Here is a 22952-nt window from a genome sequence, read left to right on the forward strand (position 1 = left end):
TAAGCGGCGGTAGTGACAATTCGGGAGTTGCGGGGCGCGGATGGGGTTGCCGGGTGCGGTTGTCCTGCGTCTGCGGGTGCGTTGTGGCTGGTCGCGCCCACGCGGCGGAGCCGCACGTCGATACAGCCCCGCGCCCCTTAGGGAAACGGCCCCTCCGGTGCTTTCAAGCCGAGGCCAGTTCCGGGGTCGTGACTTCCGGCGTCGCCAACGCCTGGTCGTAGCGGTGGAGGACCAAGCGGGCCATTGCGGGGTGGGCTCCCAGAGGTGCTGATGCGATCCATGGGGCCTGCTCCGCGCACTGTGTGGCGAAGCGGCCGGGGGCCGTGAAGCAGGAGGCCACTGCCACCCTGTGGTGGCCTCGGGCGGCCAGTGCGCGGACGGCTGCCTGGACCGTGGGGGTCGCCGCCGAGGCGTAGGCGGGGATCACGGGGACTCCCAGGCGGTCGGCCAGGAGGTGGGCCGTGTGGTTGGTGTCCAGCTTGGATTCCGGATCCCTTGAACCTGCCGCGGCCAGGACCACGGCGCTCCCCCGGCGGGTGCGGTCGTCCGTCCTGGTGCGCCAACCCGCCTCCACCAAGCGGTCGTACAACGTCTCCACCAGAAGGGGGTGCGGGCCCAAAGGGGGTGCCACGCGCGTGCGTGCCGGTGCGGCTGCCGCCAGCTCGGGGATGTCCTGCTTGACGTGGTAGCCGCGGGCCAGGAGGAGGGGGACCAGGACGGCGTCCGTGGGGCCGAGTGCGGCCAGGGTGTCCGGGAGGCGGGGCTCGTTGAGTTCGATGTGGCCCAGGTGGACGGGGAGGCCGGGGCGGAGTTCGCGGACGCGTTCCACGAGGGCTCGTACGGTGCTCAGGGCGCGCGGGTCCCGGCTCCCGTGGGCCACCAGCACGAGCGCGGGCGGGCCGGGGCGCCGGCTGCCGTCCAGGGAGACGAGGCTGAGCTGGTCGGCGAGTTGGCTGCTGATCCGGTTCATGAGATGCGCCGTACTGTCGAGGGTCGTGGAGTCGTCGTGGGGATGATGCGACGCCGTCATGGAGTGATGGTGGCGGGGGGAGGTTGCCGCCCCGTTGCGCCGGAATGACGGGTCTTTTCCGGGGGTTCACGGTGGGGTGCGGGTGGTGTGTGAGGCGACGTGACCTGCGGCTTCCGGGTTCACAGTGAAGCCGGTCACACTGCGGGCGGCGAACCGGAGAGGGTTACGGCGCGTCTGTGACTGTCGAGACCGAACGGGGAGGGGCCCTTTCATGCGTCGCCTGAAACTCCGCAGACCGCGGCTGCCACGCACGCGTGCCGGGTGGCGGCAGTTGGTGCAGGGGGTGGCCGCCGGGTGTGTCCTCGCGCTGCTTCCGGCGACCTGGCTGTGGGTGGTGACGGCCGACCGGCTCGGGGCCGTGCGGGACGCGCCGCGCACCGAGGTCGCCGTGGTCTTCGGTGCCGGGCTGTGGGACGGCGAGCCGTCGCCGTATCTCGCGCACCGGCTGGACGCGGCGGCGACGCTGTACCGGGAAGGCCGGGTGAAGGTCGTCCTGGTGACCGGCGACAACAGCCGCAAGGACTACGACGAGCCGGACGCGATGCGCGTCTACCTGGCGAAGCACGGGGTGCCACGCGCGCGCGTGGTGACCGATTACGCCGGTTTCGACACCTGGGACTCCTGCGTCCGCGCCAAGAAGATCTTCGGCGTCGACAAGGCCGTACTCATCAGCCAGAACTTCCACATCCGGCGGGCGGTCGCGCTGTGCGACGCGGCGGGGATCGACTCGTACGGCGTCGGGGTCGACGAAGCGCACAACGCGACCTGGTACTACGGCGGTACGCGCGAGGTGCTCGCGGCGGGCAAGGCCGCGCTGGACCTGCTGTTCCATCCCGATCCGCACTTCCTCGGGCCGAAGGAGACGGGGGTCGCCCGCGCGCTGGCCTCCGGCAACTGAGGCCCGTTCAACGGCGGCCCGGCCAGTCGCCGCCCTCGATCAGTTGGCCGTGGGCGCGGAGGGCGGCGGTGACGGTGGGGGCCGCGAGGTACACCCAGGCGCGTACGGCCGTGCCGTCGGCCTCGCGGGTCACCTCGCGTGCGACGCGCTCGTAGAGGTTGCGCGGGTCGCCGGGGGCGTAGTCCTCAAGTCGGTCCAGTTCCCTGAGGAGTTGGGGGTAGGCCGCGGTCCGCGCGGTGACGAGTTCGCCGCAGACGACGGACCCGGGTTCCTCGACGGCGTACGGGTAGCCGGGGCCGTCGTAGAGGGCGGCGCCGTGGAGTCGTGCCCGTTCTTCGGAGTCCGTACGGCCGCGCAGGAACCGGTCGTGGTTGGGCTCGCCGGGGCGGAGGGTGCCGTAGACGAAGAAGGGGAGGGGGGTCACTCGGCCTCCTTGAGCCCGGAAGTCTGTGCATGCGCTATGGACATGACATGTCATGGCCCCTTTAAATCTCATTCAACATCAACGCAGCCCCCACGCCCCCCACTTGCGTTCTTGAGGAGACCCATGAGCCGGACACGGCACTTCCGAGGTTCCCGTCTCGCCACGGCCGGTATCGCGGCCGGCGCGGCGACCCTGCTGGCCGCCACCCTCGCCCCCACCGCCCACGCGGCCGACCGGCCGACCCGGGCCGGTGCGATCGCGAACGCCGCGTCGGCGCTGGTCGCCCATGCCGCGAACCTGGGTCTGACGGCCGCGGAGGACACGTCCGTCCGCGACGTGATCGTCGACCCGGACGGCACCCAGCACGTCCGCTACGACCGTACCTACCGCCAACTCCCCGTCCTCGGCGGCGACTTCGTGGTCCACCTGGCCCCGAACGGCAGTTACCGGAGCGCCGACCGCGCGACCCGGAGCTCCATATCCCTGGCGACCGTGACACCGAAGGTGGCCGCCCCGAAGGCGGCGGACCTGGCGGTGAACGCGCTGCGGGCGGCGCATCTCGGCGAGGCGTTGAAGGGGACAACGGCCAAGCCGCAGCTCATAGTCGACGCCCTGCACGGCGCTCCGAGGCTCGCCTGGCGGACGAACGTGGTCGCCAAGGACTCGCTCGGCAACCCGGTCGCCCGCACGGTGCTGACCGACGCCCGGACCGGCGCCCAGATCGACGCCTGGGACAGCGTGGAGACGGCGACCGGGGACGGGCAGTCGCTGTACGGCGGGACGGTGCCGCTGGAGACGACGCTGTCGGGATCGACGTATCAGCTCAAGGACGCCACCCGCGGCGGGACCTACACCGGTGACGCGGCGAACAAGACCGACCTGTGCATCCTCGGCATCTGCATCGTCCGCGCCCCGTCCACGGTGTTCACCGACACCGACAACCACTGGGGCACGGGGGCGACTTCGGACCGTTCGTCGGCCGCGGTGGACGCGCAGTACGGCACGAACGAGACCTGGGACTACTACAAGAACGTGCACGGCCGGAACGGCATCGCGGGCGACGGCAAGGGCTCGTACAACCGCGTCCACTACGGCAACGCCTACAACAACGCGTTCTGGGACGACAGTTGCTTCTGCATGACGTACGGCGACGGTGACGGGACGCAGCTCGGCCCGCTGGTGGCGCTGGATGTCGCCGGGCACGAGATGACGCACGGCGTGACGTCCAAGACGGCGGCGCTGACGTACTCGGGCGAGTCCGGCGGCCTCAACGAGGCGACCTCCGACATTCTGGGCACGCTGGTGGAGTGGTACGCCAACAACTCCTCCGATCTCGGGGACTACTTGATCGGCGAGAAGATCGTCCGCGCCGGCTTCGGCAAGGCGGCGCTGCGGTTCATGGACCAGCCGTCGAAGGACGGGAACTCGGCGGACTGCTGGAGTTCGTCGGTGGGGAATCTCGACGTGCACTATTCGTCGGGGGTCGCCAACCACTTCGCGTATCTCCTCGCGGAGGGCAGCGGCACGAAGACCATCAACGGCGTCAGCTACAACTCGCCCACGTGCAACAACTCTTCGGTGAGCGGAATCGGCCGGGACAAGCTGGGGGCCATCTGGTACCGGGCGTTGACCGTCTACATGACGTCCTCGACGAACTACGCGGGGGCCCGGACGGCGACGCTCAACGCGGCCAAGGACCTGTACGGGACGGGAAGTTCGGAATACAACGCGGTGGCCGCCGCATGGACTGCGGTTGCCGTGGGGTAAAGCCGAGGATTCCGCGGAATCCGCCTACAACCATCGGCACACCACGCGGGTCTCCCCCTGTAAACCGTGAGACTTCCTCTTTCGCGTGGGTCAGGAGTGCCTGCTCCCGAGCCTCAGATCTGATATGGACTGACATGTCTACGTACGCCGGGGCGACGGAGCGGGCACTTGTCCCATCCGGAAAACGAAAAGCACCAAGACATGCCTCCCTTATTTTACAGCAGCGATCATCCTCTCAACGACCGACCTCCCAGCGGCGGTTGTACGCCATCGACGGAATGCGGCTGCTCGCCGCCCTTTTCGTGGCCGCTCACCACTACGCCGGAACCTGGCGGGTCAACCAACCGGACAACCTGATCTGGGACCGGCCGGTGTCCGACATCATGCCCACGGTGTTCCGGTTCTCGGCCTACGGCTGGATCGGCGTCGAAATGTTCTTCGTGATCAGCGGCTTCGTGATCTGCATGTCCTGTTGGGGCCGTACCCCACGGCAGTTCTTCACCTCGCGGGTGATCCGGCTCTACCCGGCGTACTGGTTCTCCATCGTCTTCACCACGGCCGTCCTGGTGACCCTGCCCGGCGTGTGGGACCGGCAGAAGCTGCGCGAGATCCTGCTCAACTTCACGATGCTGCAGTCCGGTTCGGGCGTCTCGAACGTCGACGGCGTGTACTGGACCCTCTGGTCGGAGCTGCGCTTCTACCTCCTCTTCATGGCGGTCGTCATCACCGGCCTCACCTACCGCAAGGTCGTCCTCTTCTGCTGCTTCTGGGGCGCCACCGCGATGATCGCGCCGGCCGCGCGCTTCCGCCCACTGACGCTGGCCGTCAACCCGGAAGGCGCCTGGTACTTCATCGCCGGCCTGGCGCTGTACCTCATGTACCGCTTCGGACAAGACCTGTTGCTGTGGGGCATCCTCGGACTCGCCTGCCTGATGGGCCAGTTGGAACTCGGGCATCGGATAGACACCGTCGAGCGGGTCTCCAGTTGGCGCGCGAGCGTCGCGCTCTTCACCGTGTTCCTGCTGGTCATGGCCGCGATCGCACTGGGCGCGACCGACCGCGTCCGCTGGAAGTGGCTCACCACGGCCGGCGCGATGACGTACCCCTTCTACCTGATGCACTACCTGGCCGGTACGACCCTCATCGCCCACTACCGCGACACCATGGACCCCCGGCTCCTGGTGGTCTCGGTGATCTCCGGCTTCCTGGTGCTGAGTTGGCTGGTCCATCGCCTGGTGGAGCGCCCGGTGGCCCGGCTGCTGAAGAACGGGCTGGACACGTCGTTCGCGCGCCTGCGCAATACGGTGAACACGCCCTGAGACCGACCCCGGCCACGCCAAAGGAAACGGCGTCCTCATCCGCTGTGACTCCACTGCTCACTACTGCTCACCACTGCTCACTGAACTGGCGCCGCGCGCCGCTTCCGCCACGCGCCGCGAGGTTTCTCCAATATGCCCGCGGCTTCGGCTGCCGCCCGAACGGCCGAGGTGAATACGGCCGCTTCGAAGAATGCCCCGACGTAGAAATGCGAGTACATCGATCCGATTCCGAAGAACGCTCCCACGGCGCAACAGTAGAGGGCGGCCCAGAATCCGCGTCGCCGGTTCATCGGGTAGACGATCAGCGGGATCACCGGCCAGGCGTAGGCGGTGCACAGGAAGGCGACGGACAGGGTGAGGACGAGGAATTCCATCTGCCCCCTTTCCGCTACAGTGCGCCGGCCGCGTGTATGCCGACAATGACGACGAAGGCGGCGGGCAGGAAGATGAGGGGTGTCGCGAACAGTAATCCCATTTTCCAGGTGTTCTTGTCCGCGATTTTCACGCACAGCAGTGCGCACAGTGTCACGTAGAAGAACAGCGGGACGACTATGAATCCGGCGCCTGACCCCATAGAGCTCCTCCGTAGCCTTCGTTGACCCGTCGTCAGGGCGCCTGATTATCGGTCACCTCGTGCACCCGTTGGTCGAATCTTTGCTTTTTCTTTCACCTTTCGGAGGGCGCATACCAGCCACGCCCGATCGGGGTACACATGCAGATGTATCGCATGATTCCGCGCCGCATGAAAACAGATCATAGTTGCAAAATCGGCACAACTCCGGCCCCATTTAGCAGCGCGTGGATGTGGCTGGATCTTGCGGGTCTTCGCTGTATACGCCATTGACCACCTGTGTTGCGTGCGGTTCTGATGAGGCGGCCGTAAGGGCGGGGTAAGAACTGCGTGAACGGGTGGGGTGGGGGATGGGGTTTTCTTGGCGTGCGCGCTCGGCGGTCGCCGCGCGTAGACGTGTGGTCTCGTTGGCCGCGACGGCCGCGTTGATGGCTGCTTTGCCGACGCTGGCAGTGCCGGCGACCGGAGCACACGCGGACGACACCACGGCCTCCGACCAGCCGACGCCGGAGGCACGGGCGGACGCGGAGAAGGCGGCGGAGACGGGGGAACAGGTCGAGGTCGCGGGGGAGCGCACGCCCTACACCACGACGTTCGCCAATCCGGACGGTGTGACCTTCACACTGAAGGATTCCGCCGTGCCGGTGCGGACACACCAGGCCGACGGCTCCTGGGCGCAGCCGGACGCGACGCTGGAGCGGCGGTCGGACGGCACGGTCGGGCCGAAGGCATCGGTCGCCAAGATCTCCTTCTCCGACGGCGGGGCCGGCGCCGACCTGGTGAAGCTGTCCCTCAACGGGCGTTCTCTGACCGTGGGTTGGCCCGGCACGTTGCCGAAGCCGACGCTGGAGGGGGACTCGGCGGTGTACGCGGACGTCCTGCCGGGGGTGGATCTGCGGATGACCGCCACCACCGAGGGCTACCGCGAGGTGCTCGTCGTCACCTCGGCGTCGGCTGCCGCGAACCCGGAGTTGAAGGAACTCTCGTTCCCTGTGCGGGCCGACGGGCTGTCCCTGCAGGGCGGCGGAGGCGGCGGTCTGTCCGCGGTCGACGACGACGGTAACGCTGTCTTCCGTGCTCCGGCCGCCCAGCAGTGGGATTCGTCGGGCGATGCCACCAACTCCGCCTCGTCCACGGCCTCTTCCCACTCCGCGTCCCAGAGCTCGTTCACGACAACGACGCAGGACAGCGCCGCTGCGGGGAGTACGGGCGATGACGGTGAGACGACACCGGACCCGACCGAGGGGCCCAGTGATGGGGACACCTCCACCCGCCTTCCGGTCACTGCGGAGCAGGGCACGATCAAGGTGACCCCGGATGCGTCGATGCTCGCCGCCGACTCCGCCGTCTTCCCGCAGTACATCGACCCGGATGTCGGTATGACGGCCTCCGAGCGGACTTTGCTGTCCTCGGACGGGGACACCTTCTACAACTTCTCCGGCGGGGACGACGGCAAGGGCGTGGGCTACTGCGGCACCTATGTCACGGGCGGTGTCGGGTACTACTGCGGCTCCGGCTACAGGAACCGCATGTACTTCGAGTTCTCGCCGGCGAAGCTGGCGGGGAAGCACATCCTGGACGCCACGTTCGCCATCACGGAGAAGTGGTCGATGTCCTGCACCCCCTCCTGGGTGGACCTGACCCGGACGGGCAACATCTCCTCCTCGACGAACTGGCCGGGCCCGACGGCGAACTGGGACCTGATGGTGGACCGGAATGTGTCCGCGGGACGCGGGTCCGCCTGCGATCCCAGCCAGCCCGCTGCCCCGATCGAGTTCAACGACAGCCCCACTGAGACGAACGAGAACCTCACCTCGACCATGACGAAGTTCGCCAACGGTGACTTCTCCCGCCTGACGCTGATGCTCAAGGCGCATGACGAGACCGACCCGAACGGCTGGAAGAGGTTCGACGACAACGCTGAAATCGATGTGACGTACGTCGGTATCCCGGCCAAGCCCACGAAGATCGGTCTGGTCGTCGGGACCAGCACCGGGACCACTGTCGCCTGCGAGACCAAGCAGTCGGACCCGTTGGTAGTGTCCGAGCCGAAGCCGTTGCTCCAGTCGACGCCGCAGACCGCGGCGGGCGGTGAGTCCGGTGCGTCGCTGAAAGTCGTCTACAGCGTGGACAAGTACACGGCGAGCAGTGACACATGGTCGACGGTCTTCGAGACGGCACGGCCCACCAGCGGATATGTAGGTGACAACGTCTCGCCGGGCAGCGTCCAGACGTCGACGCTGACTGAGGGGACCCTGTACCGGTACCGGTCCTGGACGCGGTCGTACTACAACAGCGGAGGCGACTACCTGGCCGGCCCGTCGAACGCGGCCAGCAACGCCTGGTGCTACTTCAAGGTCGACCCGACCCGTCCCAAAGCGCCGGGGATCGCGCTGTCGAGCCCGTACTCGGTGTGTGACAGCAGTTCGTGCGACGCGAAGGGCGGACCGGGTACGGATGTGACGTTCACGTTCAGTCCTGCGTCCGGGGACGCGGCCACCAACATCTCCTACCAGTACAAGCTGTCTTCTTCGACCGTGTGGTCGTCGCCGATCCCGGCCTCGACACCGACAGCGACCTTCACCCCGCCGACCTCGGGCACCTTCAGCATCGTCGTACGGGCGCAGGACTCGCTGGGCCCGGGCGCCCAGAACTCGGTGGACTTCCTGGTCGCGGAGGGCACTGGCCCGACCGGTCAGTGGCACTTCGACGAAGCGAGTGGCGCCGCGCTGGACACGTCCACGACTGTCGCGGCGGAGCAGGACAACGCGACGCTCTCCTCGTCCGGTGCCTCTCGGGACGGGCGTGGCCGGAGGGGTGTGCTGACGCACGACGCCACGGGTGCGGAGTTGGCGACGCCGGTCACGGACACGGGCCTGACCGTGGACGGTTCGGCGGGCTATGCGGCCACCTCCGGCCCGGTCGTGGAGTCCCGGTCGTCCTACACGGTCGAGGCATGGGCCCGGATGGCCGCCACTCCGACCCATAACTACGTGGTGCTCTCCCAGACGGGCAGTGGAAGCACACAACCCGGCTTCGCGATCTACTACTCCATTTCCTACGGCAAGTGGATCTTCAACTGGCACTGGACCGACTCGGCAGGCACCGTGCACTTCGTGCGCTCGCTCGCGGATACGTCCTCGCCTCCGGTGAAGGTCTGGACGCATCTGGCAGGCGTGTACGACACGAAGACGGACACGATCCAGCTCTACGTCAACGGCAAGGCACAGGGCAGTCCGCAGGCAATCCCAAGCGGGGAGCCGGAGGCGGACACCGGGCTCCTGGAGTTCGGCCGTGGAAACGGCGCCACCGCGGGCACGTTCACGGATTACTTCAACGGGCAGATCGACGAGGTCACCGTCTGGCAGCGGGCCCTGTCCGCGCAGGAGGTGTCCACGGAGGCGCGGTTGCTGACCGCGGACCGGTATGCCGCCACTGAACTCATGGCTGACTGGGACCCTTCGGCGGCGACCGGCACCGCCGTGCCCGACACCACCTCCGGCTACGGTACCTCGCTGACACTCTCGGGCGGCGCGTCACTGGACGGGACAGGGATTGTCCTGGACGGCACCGATGACGCGGCGTCCGCACCGGGGCCGCTGGTGGACGACACCGGATCCTTCACCGCGACCACGGCCGTGCAGATGGACAGCGCCGCACTCGCGGCGAAACCGGTCGGCTACATGGGGCAAGTCCTCGGCCAGCGCAGTGCGGACGGCTCCGCCTGGGGGCTGTGGTACGAGCGGACGGGCACCGACACCGACCCCGAGACAGACGCCACCGTCCCCGTCGGGTTCTGGCACTTCGGCCGACTCAACACCGACGGCAGCTTCACCGGAGTGGTCTCCGACGATGTCGCGAACCTGGGGAGCGCGGTGCGCCTGACGGGTGTGTTCGACGCCCAGTCCGGCACTGTCAGTCTCTACGTGGGCGACGCGCAGAACGGTGACACCACCGCCTACACGGCGACTCCGGGAACGGGTGACTTCGCCGTCGGCAAGACGTACGTGAACTCGGTCTGGGGCCGCTATCTGCCCGCGACGGTCAGTGACATCCGGGTCTGGGCCGGTGCCATGGCCAGTCAGCAACAGATCGTCGAAACGGTCGGGGACTGATCTCTCCCCTCTCCCTGGCGGGGCGGCACCTGCTGCCGCCCCGCCCGAGCAAGTCCAGCGCTTCTTTTGTTGATGACTGTTGATGACTTCTGACGTGTGAGGGGTTGTTGTCGTGAGTGCCGCCAGTGGTGCGAGACGCCGTAGACATCGAGTGGTCAGAGTTGCCGTGACACTCGCGCTGGCCGTGGCCGGCCTGACTCCCGTGGCCGCCCAAGCCGCGTCATCCACCAAGCAGTTGGTGCCCGCCGTACCGGAGCAGCGTTCCGACACCGTGAAGACGGTCGACGGCCTGGGCGCGAAGCAGGCCAGGGCCCGGGTGGCTGCGGAAAAGGCCGCCGACAAGAAACAGGCCCAGGACGCCCTGGCGGAACAGAAGGCGACGTGGCCCAAAGCCGCCACCACTTCCGCACCCTTGCCTGCGTCCGGCGTCACCCGCCTGACGGCAGGTGGACTGCCCGTGTCCCTGAGCCGCACCGCGGGAGCGAAATCCGCCTCGGGCACGGCCGGCGTCCAGGTACTCAGCCGCAAGGCCGCAGTTGCCGCGGGTATCAAGGGCGTGCTGCTGACCGCCGGCGCGAGCGACGACGGCAACGCCGAAATCAGCGTCGACTACAGTGCCTTCGCCTCCGCCTACGGCGGTGACTGGGCAGGCCGCCTGCACCTCGTACAACTGCCGTCCTGTGCCCTGACCACTCCGGACAAAGCCGCCTGCCGAGCCCAGACGTCCCTGGACTCGCACAACAGCATCAGCGGCCAGATCGTGTCCGCCACAGTGCCGTTGGGACAGTCCCCCGCAGAACAGGGCGACGCACGGGCATCTCGCTCCGGTGTCCGTACGACCGTACGATCCCAGGACACGACTTCCGCGGCCACCGTGCTCGCGCTGACGGCCACTTCGGGAGAGTCGGCATCCGGATCGGGCAACTATTCCGCCTCGCCTCTGTCCTCGTCGTCGAGTTGGCAGGCCGGCGGCTCCTCCGGGGCGTTCACCTGGAGCTATCCGCTGTCCACGCCACCGGCTGCGGCGGGCCCGTCGCCCTCGCTCTCCCTGGGGTACGACTCGGGCAGCACCGACGGCAAGACGGCGTCCACCAACAACCAGTCCACCCAGGTCGGCGAGGGCTTCGGCCTGAGCGAGTCGTCGTACATCGAGCGGTCGTACGCCTCCTGTGACGACGACGGCCAGACGGACAAGCACGACGAGTGCTGGAAGTACGACAACGCCTCGCTCGTCCTCAACGGCAAGTCCACCGAACTGGTCAAGAACGACACCGACGGGGCCTGGCACCTCAAGGACGACGACGCATCCACCGTCACCCACTCCACCGGCGCCGACAACGACGACGACGGCGAGACCGGGATCGACGGCAAGGGCGAGTTCTGGATCGTCACCACCGGCGACGGCACCCAGTACAAGTTCGGGCTGAACAAACTCCCCGGCGCCGACACCCAGCGCACCAACTCGGTGTGGACCACGCCGGTCTTCGGCGACGACTCCGGCGAGCCGGGCTATGACCAGGGATCCGGCTTCGCCGACCGTTCGGTCAACCAGGCCTGGCGCTGGAACCTCGACTATGTCGTCGATCTGCACGGCAACGCCATGTCGTACTGGTACACGGCCGAGACGAACTACTACCCCAAGAACGGCGCCTCGACCGCCAACGCCAAGTACACCCGCGGCGGACACCTGGACAAGATCCTCTACGGTCAGCGTGCGAGCACCCTGTTCACCGGGACCGACTCGGACGAGGTGACGTTCTCCTACGACGAGCGGTGCACCGCCTCGGACTGCTCCTCGCTGACCGACTCGACGTCGGACAACTGGCCGGACGTGCCGTACGACACCATCTGCGCCAGCGGGGCCGACGACTGCAACACCGACAGCCCGTCGTTCTTCACCCGCAAACGCCTCACGAGCATCGACACGTTCGCCTACTCGGCCACGGCCTCGAAGCTCGTTGCGGTGGACTCCTGGGCGCTGACCCAGGAGTTCAAGGACGGCCAGGACATCGACGACACCTCCGACCAGACCCTGGTGCTCTCCTCGATCCAGCACACCGGCAAGAACGGCACCGCCATCACGCTGGATCCGGTCACCTTCACCTACCAACTGCGGCCCAACCGGGTGGACTCCACCTCCGACGACATCCTGAAGCTCAGCATGCCGCGCATCTCCACCATCACCTCCGAGACCGGCGGCATCACCACCGTCACCCTGTCCGACCCGGAGTGCGTACGCGGCTCGAACATGCCCTCGTCCGAGGACAACGACACCCTGAGCTGCTACCCCACGTACTGGCACATCAACGGTGCTGTCGAATCCTTGCTCGACTGGTTCCACAAGTACCGGGTCACCGCCGTACTCAGCACCGACCCGCTCGGTTTCGGCCAGGGCGTCGAGAACTCCTACAGCTACTCCGACCCGGCCTGGCACTACAACTTCGACCCGCTGGTCCCGGCCGACGAGCGGACCTGGTCGCAGTGGCGCGGGTACGGCAAGGTCACCACGACCACCGGCGCGGCGGGATCCACCCAGTCGAAGACCGTCAGCCTGTACATGCAGGGCATGGACGGCGACAAACAGTCCGACGGCACCACCGCCTCCGCCACCCGCACCGGCCTCGACGTCTCGGGTCTGGACGTCGCCGACCTCACGGACAGTGACCAGGATGCCGGCTCCCTCCGTGAGCAGATCTCCTACAACGGGACCGTCCCCGTCTCGGTGACGGTCAACACGCCCTGGACATCGCAGACCGCCAGCCAGCAGAAGTCGTACGCCAGCATCAAGGCGTACTACGTCCGCACCGGCACGACCACCACCTCCACCTACCTCACCGCATCGGCGACCTGGCGCACCCGTCAGATCTCCAACACGTACGACTCCTACGGCATGATCGTCAAAAGCGCCGATTACGGCCAGACCGCCGTCGCCGACAACACCTGCACCCGCACCTGGTACGCCCGCAACACGGCCATTGGCCTCACGAACCTGGTCTCCCGCACTCGTACGGTGGCCGAGGACAACTGCTCCGTTGCCGAGATCAGCGTGAACCTGCCGGCCTCCTCCACCTCCCGCGGTGACGTCCTGTCCGACACCGCCACGGTGTACGACAACTCCGCCGCGACCGCCTGGTCCGCCACCCAGACCCCCACGCTCGGTGAGGCAACGTGGAGCGGACGGGCCGCCGCCTACCCGGCCACCGCCACCAACGGCGAGCGCTATCCGAGCACTTGGCAGACCGTTGCGAAGACCACCTATGACGACAGCGGAGGCACGGCCGGCCTCGGCCGTCGGCTGACCGTCACCGACACGGCCGGCAACAGCACCGCGACCGCCTACACGCCCACCGACTCGGGCCCGCTGACCAGGACCAAGGTCACCAACGCCAAGTCGCAGACCACCTACACCTACACCGACTACGCCTCGGGTCTGCCCACCAAGGTCTACGACGTCAACAACAAGATCACCGAGACCAGTTACGACGCCTTGGGCCGCAAGACCGCGACCTGGCTGTCCAACCGCTCCCACTCCGGGAACCAGACCCCGAACTACACCTACGCGTACAGCGTCACCAACGACGCCCTGTCATGGGAGTCGACCTCGACCCTGAAGGCCGACGGAACCACCTACAACACCACCTACTCCATCTTCGACTCCCTCCTGCGGCCCTTGCAGACACAGTCCCCGACCCCCAGCGGCGGACGCCTGCTCACCGACACCCGCTACGACAGCCGGGGCCTGGCCTACGAGACCTACGCGGACGTCTACGACTCCGCCCACCTCCCCAGCGGTTCCTACGCACGGGCGGCATCCGGAGGCGCGCCCAAACAGACCGACACCGTCTTCGACGGCGCGGGCCGGGCCACCAGCAGCAGCCTGTACGTGATCGGCGTCAAGAAGTGGACCACCAGCACCAGCTACACCGGTGACTCCACCGCGACGACCGCGCTGAACGGAGGCTCGGCGACCCGCACGATCACCGACATCTTCGGCAACACCGTCGAGAAGCGCGCCTACTCCGGTACCGACCCCGCTGACGCCGCCTACGGCACCGGGCCCGGAGCCACGTACACGTCCACCAAGTACAAGAACACCCTGGACGGCAAGCCCTCCACGGTCACCGGACCGGATGGCGCCCAATGGTCGTACGTGTACGACCTGTTCGGCAGGCAGGCCTCGGCCACCGACCCGGACCTGGGCACCACGACCACCACCTACACGGCCCTGGACCAGACGGACACCACCACCGACAACCGCGGCACGCAACTGCTGTACGGCTACGACGTGCTGGGCCGCAAGACCGACCAATGGCAGACGGCGAAGACCGACGCGAACAAGCTGGCCCACTGGGACTACGACACCCTCGCCAAGGGCCAGTTGGACGACTCGATCAGCTACGTCGGCGGCAGCGGCACCACCGGCAATGCCTACACCCGCACGGTCACCGCCTACGACAGCCTCTACCACGCCACCGGCAGCCAACTGACCCTGCCGTCCAGCGACCCACTCGTCGCCTCCGGTGCGGTTGCTTCGGCGACCCTGGCCACCACCTCGTACTACAACATCGACGGCACCCAGCAGTACTACACGGAACCCGCCGCCGGCGGCCTCAGCAGCGAGATCGTGGACTCCGAGTACAACGGCCTCGGAATGGTGACCGACGTCGGTGGCGCCACCGGCTATCTCCTGGCCGCCGACTACAACGCCATCGGACAGGTCAACCAGTACACCCTGGGCACATCTGAGGCACTGACGGCCAAGAAGGCGTACATCACCAACACCTACGAGCAGGGCACCGACCGGCTCACCCGAAGCCTGACCACCGACGCCACCCGCAGTGTCCAGGACCTGAGCTTCACCTACGACGACGCCGGCGACGTCACCTCGACCTTCGACTCCGCCAACCTGTCCGGCACCGGCGCGACCGACTACCAGTGCTTCACCTACGACGGCTACCAGCGCCTCACCGACGCCTGGACCCCGTCCACCGCCTCCTGCGCCACCAGCGGCCGCACCACGACCAACCTGGGCGGAGCCGCCCCCTACTGGACCACCTACGGCTATACCAGCAGCGGCCTGCGCACGACGGAAAGAACGCAGACCGGCACCGGAGACTCCTCCCGCACCTACTGCTACAGCTCCACCACGCCCCACCAGCTCACGGCGACCGCCGCCGCCACCTCCTGCACCGGTGTGAGCGCCACCTACGTCTACGACAAGTCCGGTGACACGACCACCCGTCCCAACGGCACCGACACCCAGGCGCTGACCTGGAACGCCACCGGGGGCCTCGACACAGTCACGGAGAAGTCCAGCACCGGCACCATCAAGAGCACGACCAGCCACGTCTACGACGCCGACGGCACCCTCCTCATCCGCCGCAACACCAGCGGTGAGAGCGTCCTCTACCTGGGTGCCACCGAGGTCCACCTGGACACCTCGACCTCGACGGCCAAGTTCTGGGCCCAGCGCTACTACGGCACCGGAAGCGCCACCGTCGCCCTGCGCACCAACAAGAGCGGGACCCAGACCCTCTCCTACCTCTCCGGTGACCCGCACGGCACATCCACGGTCAGTCTCGACGCCACCACCCAGGCCGTCACCAAGCGCTACCTGACCCCATTCGGCACCCCACGCTCCGGCGGTACCGGTGTCTGGGCCGACGACAAGACCTTCCTCGGCAAGACCACCGATCCCACGACCAGCCTCACCTACGTCGGCGCCCGCGAATACGACTCCGCGATCGGCCGATTCCTCAGCGTCGATCCCGTCCTCGACACCGGCGACGCCCAGTCCCTCAACGGCTACACCTACGCCGACAACAACCCCATCAGCCACTCCGACCCCACCGGCCTGTGGATCGACGACGGAACCGGCCACAACGAGCCACGCCCCGGCGGCGGCGGGGGCGGCCAGAGCGAAACCCCAGGCGTCCCGGCAGGCGGAACAGGCACAGGCGGCTGCTACCACACGTGCGGCACCGTCTCCACGAACAGTCAGGGGAACGTCAACGGAGGCGGCGGTGGCGTCTCCGGCTGGGTCAGTGATGTCGCCAAGACCTTCGTAGGCCAGGCCAAATCGACCGTCGTCACCCTCTTCCAAGCCCCCGTTCAGCAGATCCTCGCCGACAAGAACTGCTTGCTCGACGGCGACGGCTGCACAGACCTGCTCACCCAACTGCTCATGAGCTCCAATCCGGCCCTCGCCGGCGCGGCAGCGGTGACATCGCGAGGCGCGGAGATATACGGCGACTACGCGAACGGCAAGAGCGCCGAAGGCACCGGAAAGCTGCTCTTCGACATAGCCCTCCTCCTGGGAACGCGAGGCGCCGGCGCCGAGGCCGAGGGCGAAGTCGGCGCGAGCAAAGCGGTGCTCTGCAGTTTCACCCCTTCCACTCCGGTCCTGATGGCCGACGGCAAGACCAAGCCCATCGGCGACATCAAGACCGGCGACAAGGTCGAGGCCGCCGACCCCGTCAACGGCAAGCACCAGGGCCCCCATACGGTCACGGCCACTCACGTCAACCACGACTACGACCTCGTCGACCTCAAGATCCAACTGGCCGACGGCAAGACGGAAACCCTTCACACCACGTCCAAGCACCCCTTCTGGGACGACACCCTCCACACCTGGGTCCCCGCCGGCCAACTCCGCGCAGGCCACGCCCTCAACACCGCCGACGACCGCCACGTCCACGTCACCGTCGTCACCCCACGACCCGGCGACCGCGACATGTACAACCTCACCGTCGAGGAACTGCACACGTACTATGTGCTGGCGGGGGCTACGCCGATCCTTGTTCACAACTGCAATCCTGTTGCTGCTGCGGTTGATGACCTACCGAAGGATTTCGAGCGTAGAACGGTGGGCGTTCTTGATGTGGGTGTCGATCAGATTCCCATTTCAAGCGGCCCCGGTGGCCAGTCGCAGATGCTTGCCAATCTTCCCGGTCGCACGAGGCAGAATTTCGACCACGTTGAGACTCATGCTGCTGCGTTCCTGAGGATGAACCCGGGCATCAGAAAAGCAGTGCTCTACATCGACAACAAGTTTGGAATGTGTACAGGGCCAAGCGGTTGTGCAGCAAGAATGGAAGACATGCTCCCGGAGGGGGTGCAAGTGTGGGTGAACTCGCGAGGTCGTAAATACGGACCGTTCACCGGTAATGCAAACTAAAGGGGACCGATAGGAATGGCCCGGCCTGCCGTGTAGTGTAGGTCGGGCCATTCTTTTCTGCTGTCGGAGGTTTGCTTATCGCAGGAAGTCCGGGAGATCGTCCCAACTGGACTCTTGCGGTTCGATTGCCGTATAGCGCTTCCAGGGAACGTTGGCGATTTTGGCGAGTGGAGTGAGGAGTTCTGGTGCGGGTGCCGCAACAGACACATCAAATCGGCGTGTCGTGTCGTTTGGGACAGTAATCAGGCTGTTGGAGACCTGGGCGAGCAGATCGGTGCCCACCAAAATTCTGACGTCCGCGGAGGGCCATCGCCAGTGGGGCAGTGGGAGCGGTCGAAATTCAGAGATGATCTGAGAGAGAATTTCTTCGTTGACGTTCTCCGCGTGCATCTGGTTGGGTGATCCGATGATCGCTTCGAACACCGTCGCATGAAGGAGAAATTCTGAAAGTGTTTCGCCCGTAGGTGTCCAGGGTTCGGGATCGGATCCTGGTTGACGATCAAACACGATTGGATCGTCGCCATCAATGTTGGTGGACCACGTCCAGCATCCCTGATTCTCAACCCAGAAGACCAGCTTTTCGTCCTCGATCTCTAGTTCGCTCCGGCTAAGAGGATGGTTGAATGTGGCCACGGGCGTAGACCACTGGGAAGTGGCTTCATGCCAAAGTCTCAGCGGGCGTGGCATGTTGGCTGCTTCTGGGTTTGCGGAAATCGGTAGATCTGGGTCGCCGTACCAGCGTGTCAAAAACTTACTCAGACTCTCGCCGGTGATATTGAGCAGTTCCTCCATGTGTTTAGTATGCATCACGTACACGCGCCCTCATGCCGGGCATGTGCAAATTTGAGCCCCGTCGGAAGTCTGCCCGACGGGGCTCTTGCGATGGGTGACGGCAGTAGTTGACGGCAACGTCAGCGGACGTAGGCAGTGCAGGGCGGCGGTTTGTCGCCGTTGGCCGTCTCGATGGTCGTCGGACCGTTGAGGGCAGTGCCGAGGGTGTCGATGGCGTCTCTCTGGAGGCGGAGTCGGACGTGGGCGTAGACGGTGGCGGTGACGCCGATGTGGGCGTGGCCGAGGAGTTCTTTGATCACGACGAGTTCGACGCCCTGTTCCAGGAGCAGGGTGGCGGTGGAGTGAGCACCTTCCAACCTGCCCAGGGTGACTCGGAGTTGGACGGGCCTGCGGAACGTCGAAGCTCCTGGTAGACGAGTTGTCGACCAAGATCAACCGTCGTTCCAGGAGCTCCGTGTGCTTGTCTGTCCGTCGGCCATCGATCTGTCCACCGTGCACCTGCGTCACCTGAGTCGGGTGCTGGTGGTGCGACGTCGGGAGACAGGCAGTCGGTGGCGGAGGCTGACTCCCCGACGCCAGGCCCTGCTCGCCCTGGCCCATCTGCGGTGTGGCGACACGTATGCGCAGCTCGCGGCCGGGTTCGGCATCGGGATTGCCACGGTGTACCGCTACGTCCGCGAGGCGATCGACGTTCTGGCCGCGCTTGCGCCCACGCTCAACGAGGCAATGGTGATGGCCCGTTCGAAGGCGTACGTGATCCTGGACGGCACCGTGCTGCCGATCAACCGGATCGCCGCCGACCGGCCCTACTACTCCGGTAAGAAGCGGCATCACGGTATGAACGTTCAGGTGCTGACCGATCCGTTCGGACGGCTGCTGTGGGCGTCGCCCGCACTGCCCGGCGCGACACATGACCTGACGGCGGCACGCGAGCACGGAATCAGTGAGCTTCTTCGAGTTGGCCACCGATCAGGTGACGGTCCATGAAGCGCAACGAGCGAGGCCCCCGAGCTGCTGATCGAGATGTCTGACGTCTCAACCACGCTGCTCGGGGGCCTCGTTGGTCATCTATCCTGCCGCACTCGACCTGCCCCATGCGCTCGTGGAGTGGGTCACGATGCTCATCGTCACCCGTGAGGGTGACCGGCGCTGCAAGCTCCGCCCGTCCCAGCGCGCGATGGTGGCACTGGTGTACCTGCGCGAACACACGACCCTGGCGAAGATCGCTGCCGGGTTCGGGATCAGCGAGTCCACCGCCCACGCCTACACCAGCACGGTCATCCGCCTGCTCGCCGACCGTGCACCGGGCCTGCTGAAAGTCCTGCGCGAGGCCGATGCGGACTTCGTCCTGCTGGACGGCACGCTCGCCGAATGCGACCGGGTCGGCGACGAACGGGCCGACTATTCCCACAAACACCGCCGGCACGGGGTGAACGTGCAGGTGGTCACCGACCCGGCCGGCCGGCTGCTGCGGCTCTCGCCCGCATTGCCCGGCCGGGCTCACGACCTGACCGCTGCCCGCACCCACCGGATCATCCGCATCTGCGAGCGCCAGGGCGTCCCCATCCTGGCCGACCTCGCCTACCAGGGCAGCGGCCCCTGGGTGACCACGGGCATCAAACGCAGGCCCCTGCAGGAACTCACCCTCACCGAGAAGACCCTCAACCGGGCCCTGGCCGCGGCCCGGGCACCGGTCGAACGCGGCGTCGCACGCCTGAAGTCCTGGCAGATCTTCCGCAGATCCCGATGCAGCCCAAACCGCATGACGTCAATCGCCAAAGCCATCCTCACCCTGGAGCGGCAACGCTGAAGAAGCTCACTGACCCGCCGTGCCGGGACGCTGGTCAGGGCGGTGCGTTCAGATTTTCTCTACGAGGTTCAAGGCGGGCCCCACCCGCATTGGCTGACCGCCGTCGCCGACAAGCCCGCCGTTCGCTCGGGAGGCCAGCCGCCCCGGCAAGGGAACGGTCCAGGACTGCGAGAGCGGCAACCGGCCAGATTGCCGGGATGACCGGAACCGGACTCCTGCCGGAGCAAGTTGTCGCCCACGACCGTCCTACGGCCGGATCGCAGGCACATGGCCGACCAGGGGGCCGACCCTCACGCCCGCCGCCGGACTCGCCGAGGGCGGTGGTCGGCGTTGCCTCCGGCGGGGAGCGAAGCTCCCGGCCGCCTGTCGGGGGCCGACTTCTCCCGCCCCGGCCCCGCTCCGCCAGACTGGGCGACGCACCAGCCCGGCCGTACGCTGCCTCTCCCGCTCGGGCCCGATCCTGCCGAAAGAAGCCGACCCTGCGCTGCCTCGGCAGGCTGCCGCTGGTTTGCGGGCGGCGCCGTGGCGTCAGGACGAAGGGGGGAGTACGGGGGTGTGCGACGCTGGAGTGGCTGCGGTCGCGGCGACGGCACACGACCTGAGTTACGAAGTCGCGCTCTCGCGCCCCGTGCCATATATCATCGGTGCTATGGACAGCAGGCGGTACTCGATCGAGATCGAGCCGGAGGTGCGGCTGTGGCTGGCGAACATTCCCGCTCATCACTACAAGCAGGCCGAACGCGTCGCCGACCTGCTCGCCGAGCAGCCCACCACGCTCGACGAACCACACTCCCGCCACCTGGGCGGCAAGCTCCGCGAGCTGCGCTTCCGCCTCGGCGATGCCCATCAGCGGATCACCTACTGGCTGGCGCCCGGCCGACGTGTCGTGCTGCTCACCGTGTTCCGCAAGACCAAGATGCGCGAGCAGGCCGAAGTGGACCGCGCCCACGCCGCACAGCGATTGTGCGAGGCAGAGCATGAAGCCGCCGCCGAGCACGACCTCTACAGCCGCAACCTCAAGGAGAACCGATGAACCACAGCGAATGGAGGACCCGTCGCCACCGCCAGCTGCTGGGCGAACACTTGGATGCTGACCCCGAGTACGACCGGGTCTACGAAGAGGCCGGCCTCGCCATGACGTTGGGCAAGGCCGTCTACGACCGGCGTAAGCAACTCGGGCTGAGCGAGGCCGATCTCGCCGAGCGCATGCACGTCGACGTCGATGACATCGAAGGCATCGAGACGGCCACCGAGCTGCCGCCCATCGCGGTCATCATGCGCCTGGCCCGCGCACTGGACCTCACGGTGGACGTGCACCTCGCCGGCGGAGACGAGCCCACCGTCACCATCGTCGCCCCAGCGGCTTGAGGCGGGGAGGAACCATGCAGGACCCGCCTTCCGCGCTCGCCCGTGAGCTCGGGCAACTCGTCCACGACCGGCGCATCGAGCTCGGGCTGTCCCAGGCCGAGCTGGCCGAGCGGTGCGGGATGAAGCAGCCGCAGATCTCCCGCTTCGAAGGCGGCGGGACCGTGCCCACGCTTCCCCTCCTGCGCCGCCTGGCTCAGGCTCTCGGCGCCGACCTGACCATCAGCCTCACCCCGCACGACAAAGCCGCTTGACACGCATTCGGAATTCCTGGAATTCCCCAGGCGGTGTAGACCACTGACGGCAGTAGTGACGGCAATACCAGCAAACTCCAGCGCACGACCACGAACATCCGGCGACTGTCAAATCGCCCGCTGACCAGCAAACTTGCAGGTAGGAGCGGGCTGGCCTGCATACGTACTATGTGCTGGCGGGGGCTACGCCGGTCCTTGTCCATAACTGCAACAGAGCTTATTTGGATTTCACTGATGCTGAGAGGCAGAAGGTCTACGACGCTAACGCCGCAAAGAATGGCGGCGAGTACAAGTGTGACTACTGCGGGCAGACGGTGGAACGGCGCGCATCGCGAGATGCCAATGGAAACGCCCTCAAGGGGAGGCCCGACGATGCCCAGATCGACCACTCAGAGCCGAGGGCCAGGGGCGGACATGGCGGCGACCATAATGCTGTGGCCTGCCGTCGATGCAACAGGGATAAATTCACGAAGCCTCTGGAGGATTGGGACGATGAGCTCAGAGATTTCCTCGATGCCTAGCGCCGGAAAGTCAGCTTCGGACGATAAGCCTGAGAGGCTGTACAAGGTAGCCTTCGACCTCCCTGAAGAGACAGCCCACTGGGCGCGTGCGTCTGCGGAGCGGCTCTGGACTGGGAAGACTTCCGTGAAGATGGAGGTTCAGGTTCGGAACACCCCCTTCTACGTGAAGGGTGTTTCCTTCGGGGATATCGTGCGGGTCAGGGCTGATCACGAGCGAAGGGAGCTCGTGTTCGAGGAGTTCGTTTCTGAGTCCGGCCATTCGACGGTCCGCATAATCATCAAAGGTGACGGCGCGCGAGGGGAAGTCGACACCATGCTCCGCGCCTTTGATTGTTCCTGGGAGATTGATGCAACCGGATCTTTGTGGGCAATCGACGTGCCGTCGCATGTTGATTACGCATCCATGAGAACCGCTCTCCTTCGCATTGCCAGTGAAGGGAAAATCGGCATCGAAGAGAGTGCCCTCGCGAGGGCTCATCGCGACGGACTCGGATTGCCAGAGTCAGACCATTAACATGGTCCGCAAGAAGTCCCGCCGGATTTCATTCTGGCGGGGCTTCTGGGGGTCTTGACGGCAACAGTGACGGCAACGCAGGCAACCTGCAGAACTTGTTTCATCCGGGAGGTGTCGGTGGATTCTCACTTTGGGGATGAGTCATCCCAGCTCAGGCTTGCTGACTTGCTGCGCAACATTGAGCAGGTAGACGGTGATCTCACGATCTACCGCGAAGCGGGGCCTCTGATCGAGCCCTCCAGTCGGGTTGCTCTGGTCGACGAAGAAGCGGACGGCGAGCCCGAGGGGATGGTGTACATGCTGGAAGTACATCTTGTGAGAGATGTCCTGAGAGTCTGGAAAAGCTGGCGGAGAGGCCCGGAGCCAAGCACGGAGGAAGCTTGCGCAGCCATTAG

The 22952-nt window shown here is 66.5% G+C and carries 15 protein-coding genes and 3 pseudogenes; 12 read left to right on the forward strand and 6 right to left on the reverse strand.

Annotated features, from left to right (window positions below):
• Nucleotides 1–163: 163 nt before the first annotated feature.
• Nucleotides 164–1030, reverse strand: a complete 867-nt coding sequence (locus tag OG223_RS17920; protein WP_329249262.1) for a sirohydrochlorin chelatase — start codon at nt 1028–1030, stop codon at nt 164–166.
• Between the two features lie 211 nt (nt 1031–1241).
• Here OG223_RS17920 and OG223_RS17925 point away from each other — a divergent pair, with 211 nt between their 5' ends.
• Nucleotides 1242–1928, forward strand: coding sequence for a SanA/YdcF family protein (locus OG223_RS17925; protein ID WP_329249265.1), 687 nt, complete (start codon nt 1242–1244; stop codon nt 1926–1928).
• Between the two features lie 7 nt (nt 1929–1935).
• Here the strand turns inward: OG223_RS17925 and OG223_RS17930 are convergent, their stop codons facing one another.
• Nucleotides 1936–2352: a gamma-glutamylcyclotransferase family protein gene (locus OG223_RS17930; RefSeq protein WP_329249267.1), complete on the reverse strand. Its 417-nt coding sequence runs from the start codon at nt 2350–2352 to the stop codon at nt 1936–1938.
• Between the two features lie 123 nt (nt 2353–2475).
• Here OG223_RS17930 and OG223_RS17935 point away from each other — a divergent pair, with 123 nt between their 5' ends.
• Nucleotides 2476–4119: a M4 family metallopeptidase gene (locus OG223_RS17935; RefSeq protein ID WP_329249270.1), complete on the forward strand. Its 1644-nt coding sequence runs from the start codon at nt 2476–2478 to the stop codon at nt 4117–4119.
• Nucleotides 4120–4331: 212 nt separating this feature from the next.
• A complete protein-coding gene (locus OG223_RS17940; RefSeq protein ID WP_329265339.1) occupies nt 4332–5438 on the forward strand; it encodes an acyltransferase family protein in 1107 nt (368 codons plus the stop codon).
• Nucleotides 5439–5515: 77 nt separating this feature from the next.
• On the opposite strand, the gene OG223_RS17945 is transcribed toward OG223_RS17940, so the two are convergent.
• Together OG223_RS17945 and OG223_RS17950 are read right to left on the reverse strand one after the other, a co-directional pair.
• Nucleotides 5516–5812 (reverse strand): hypothetical protein, encoded by a 297-nt coding sequence (locus tag OG223_RS17945; RefSeq protein WP_329249273.1) that lies wholly within the window; start codon nt 5810–5812, stop codon nt 5516–5518.
• Nucleotides 5813–5826: 14 nt separating this feature from the next.
• Entirely contained in the window at nt 5827–6012 is a 186-nt protein-coding gene (locus OG223_RS17950) for a hypothetical protein (RefSeq protein ID WP_329249275.1), read from the reverse strand.
• A 425-nt stretch (nt 6013–6437) separates the two neighbouring features.
• On the opposite strand from OG223_RS17950, the gene OG223_RS17955 reads away from it, so the two are divergent.
• Together OG223_RS17955 and OG223_RS17960 are read left to right on the forward strand one after the other, a co-directional pair.
• Nucleotides 6438–10124 (forward strand): LamG domain-containing protein, encoded by a 3687-nt coding sequence (locus OG223_RS17955; RefSeq protein WP_329249278.1) that lies wholly within the window; start codon nt 6438–6440, stop codon nt 10122–10124.
• Nucleotides 10125–10290: 166 nt separating this feature from the next.
• Nucleotides 10291–17301 carry a polymorphic toxin-type HINT domain-containing protein gene (locus OG223_RS17960; protein ID WP_329249281.1) on the forward strand — a complete coding sequence of 2337 codons (7011 nt, stop codon included), beginning with the start codon at nt 10291–10293 and terminating at the stop codon, nt 17299–17301.
• Nucleotides 17302–17376: 75 nt separating this feature from the next.
• Here the strand turns inward: OG223_RS17960 and OG223_RS17965 are convergent, their stop codons facing one another.
• Nucleotides 17377–18093, reverse strand: coding sequence for a hypothetical protein (locus tag OG223_RS17965; RefSeq protein WP_329249284.1), 717 nt, complete (start codon nt 18091–18093; stop codon nt 17377–17379).
• A gap of 119 nt (nt 18094–18212) precedes the next feature.
• A pseudogene (locus tag OG223_RS17970) lies at nt 18213–18437 on the reverse strand (site-specific integrase); the annotation flags it as partial.
• A 112-nt stretch (nt 18438–18549) separates the two neighbouring features.
• Here OG223_RS17970 and OG223_RS17975 point away from each other — a divergent pair.
• From OG223_RS17975 to OG223_RS18000, 7 genes and pseudogenes are all read left to right on the forward strand, one after another.
• Nucleotides 18550–19047 (forward strand): annotated as a pseudogene (locus tag OG223_RS17975) (transposase family protein); the annotation flags it as partial.
• A gap of 106 nt (nt 19048–19153) precedes the next feature.
• On the forward strand, nt 19154–19903 hold the full coding sequence (locus OG223_RS17980) for a transposase family protein (RefSeq protein ID WP_329249287.1): 750 nt from the start codon (nt 19154–19156) through the stop codon (nt 19901–19903).
• A 649-nt stretch (nt 19904–20552) separates the two neighbouring features.
• Nucleotides 20553–20936 (forward strand): type II toxin-antitoxin system RelE/ParE family toxin, encoded by a 384-nt coding sequence (locus OG223_RS17985; protein ID WP_164313933.1) that lies wholly within the window; start codon nt 20553–20555, stop codon nt 20934–20936.
• Nucleotides 20933–21271 (forward strand): helix-turn-helix domain-containing protein, encoded by a 339-nt coding sequence (locus OG223_RS17990; protein ID WP_103815984.1) that lies wholly within the window; start codon nt 20933–20935, stop codon nt 21269–21271. The genes OG223_RS17985 and OG223_RS17990 overlap by 4 nt, the downstream gene beginning before the upstream one ends.
• Before the next feature lie 35 nt (nt 21272–21306).
• A pseudogene (locus OG223_RS17995) lies at nt 21307–21522 on the forward strand (helix-turn-helix domain-containing protein); the annotation flags it as partial.
• 170 nt (nt 21523–21692) lie between these two features.
• Nucleotides 21693–22043 carry an HNH endonuclease gene (locus OG223_RS53960; RefSeq protein WP_443073719.1) on the forward strand — a complete coding sequence of 117 codons (351 nt, stop codon included), beginning with the start codon at nt 21693–21695 and terminating at the stop codon, nt 22041–22043.
• Nucleotides 21937–22557 carry a DUF4265 domain-containing protein gene (locus OG223_RS18000; RefSeq protein ID WP_329249297.1) on the forward strand — a complete coding sequence of 207 codons (621 nt, stop codon included), beginning with the start codon at nt 21937–21939 and terminating at the stop codon, nt 22555–22557. The genes OG223_RS53960 and OG223_RS18000 overlap by 107 nt, the downstream gene beginning before the upstream one ends.
• The last annotated feature ends 395 nt before the right edge of the window (nt 22558–22952 follow it).

Origin of the sequence: Streptomyces sp. NBC_01478, assembly GCF_036227225.1 — a bacterium.
In the GTDB taxonomy this organism is placed as follows: Bacteria; Actinomycetota; Actinomycetes; order Streptomycetales; family Streptomycetaceae; genus Streptomyces.

Bases quoted from the DNA above. Each gene is read 5' to 3' on its own strand.
- OG223_RS17920 (WP_329249262.1), bottom strand. From the start codon at position 1,030: ATGACGGCGTCGCATCATCCCCACGACGACTCCACGACCCTCGACAGT.
- OG223_RS17925 (WP_329249265.1), top strand. From the start codon at position 1,242: ATGCGTCGCCTGAAACTCCGCAGACCGCGGCTGCCACGCACGCGTGCC.
- OG223_RS17935 (WP_329249270.1), top strand. From the start codon at position 2,476: ATGAGCCGGACACGGCACTTCCGAGGTTCCCGTCTCGCCACGGCCGGT.
- OG223_RS17945 (WP_329249273.1), bottom strand. From the start codon at position 5,812: ATGGAATTCCTCGTCCTCACCCTGTCCGTCGCCTTCCTGTGCACCGCC.
- OG223_RS17950 (WP_329249275.1), bottom strand. From the start codon at position 6,012: ATGGGGTCAGGCGCCGGATTCATAGTCGTCCCGCTGTTCTTCTACGTG.
- OG223_RS17955 (WP_329249278.1), top strand. From the start codon at position 6,438: ATGGCTGCTTTGCCGACGCTGGCAGTGCCGGCGACCGGAGCACACGCG.
- OG223_RS17965 (WP_329249284.1), bottom strand. From the start codon at position 18,093: ATGGAGGAACTGCTCAATATCACCGGCGAGAGTCTGAGTAAGTTTTTG.
- OG223_RS17985 (WP_164313933.1), top strand. From the start codon at position 20,553: ATGGACAGCAGGCGGTACTCGATCGAGATCGAGCCGGAGGTGCGGCTG.
- OG223_RS17990 (WP_103815984.1), top strand. From the start codon at position 20,933: ATGAACCACAGCGAATGGAGGACCCGTCGCCACCGCCAGCTGCTGGGC.
- OG223_RS18000 (WP_329249297.1), top strand. From the start codon at position 21,937: ATGGCGGCGACCATAATGCTGTGGCCTGCCGTCGATGCAACAGGGATA.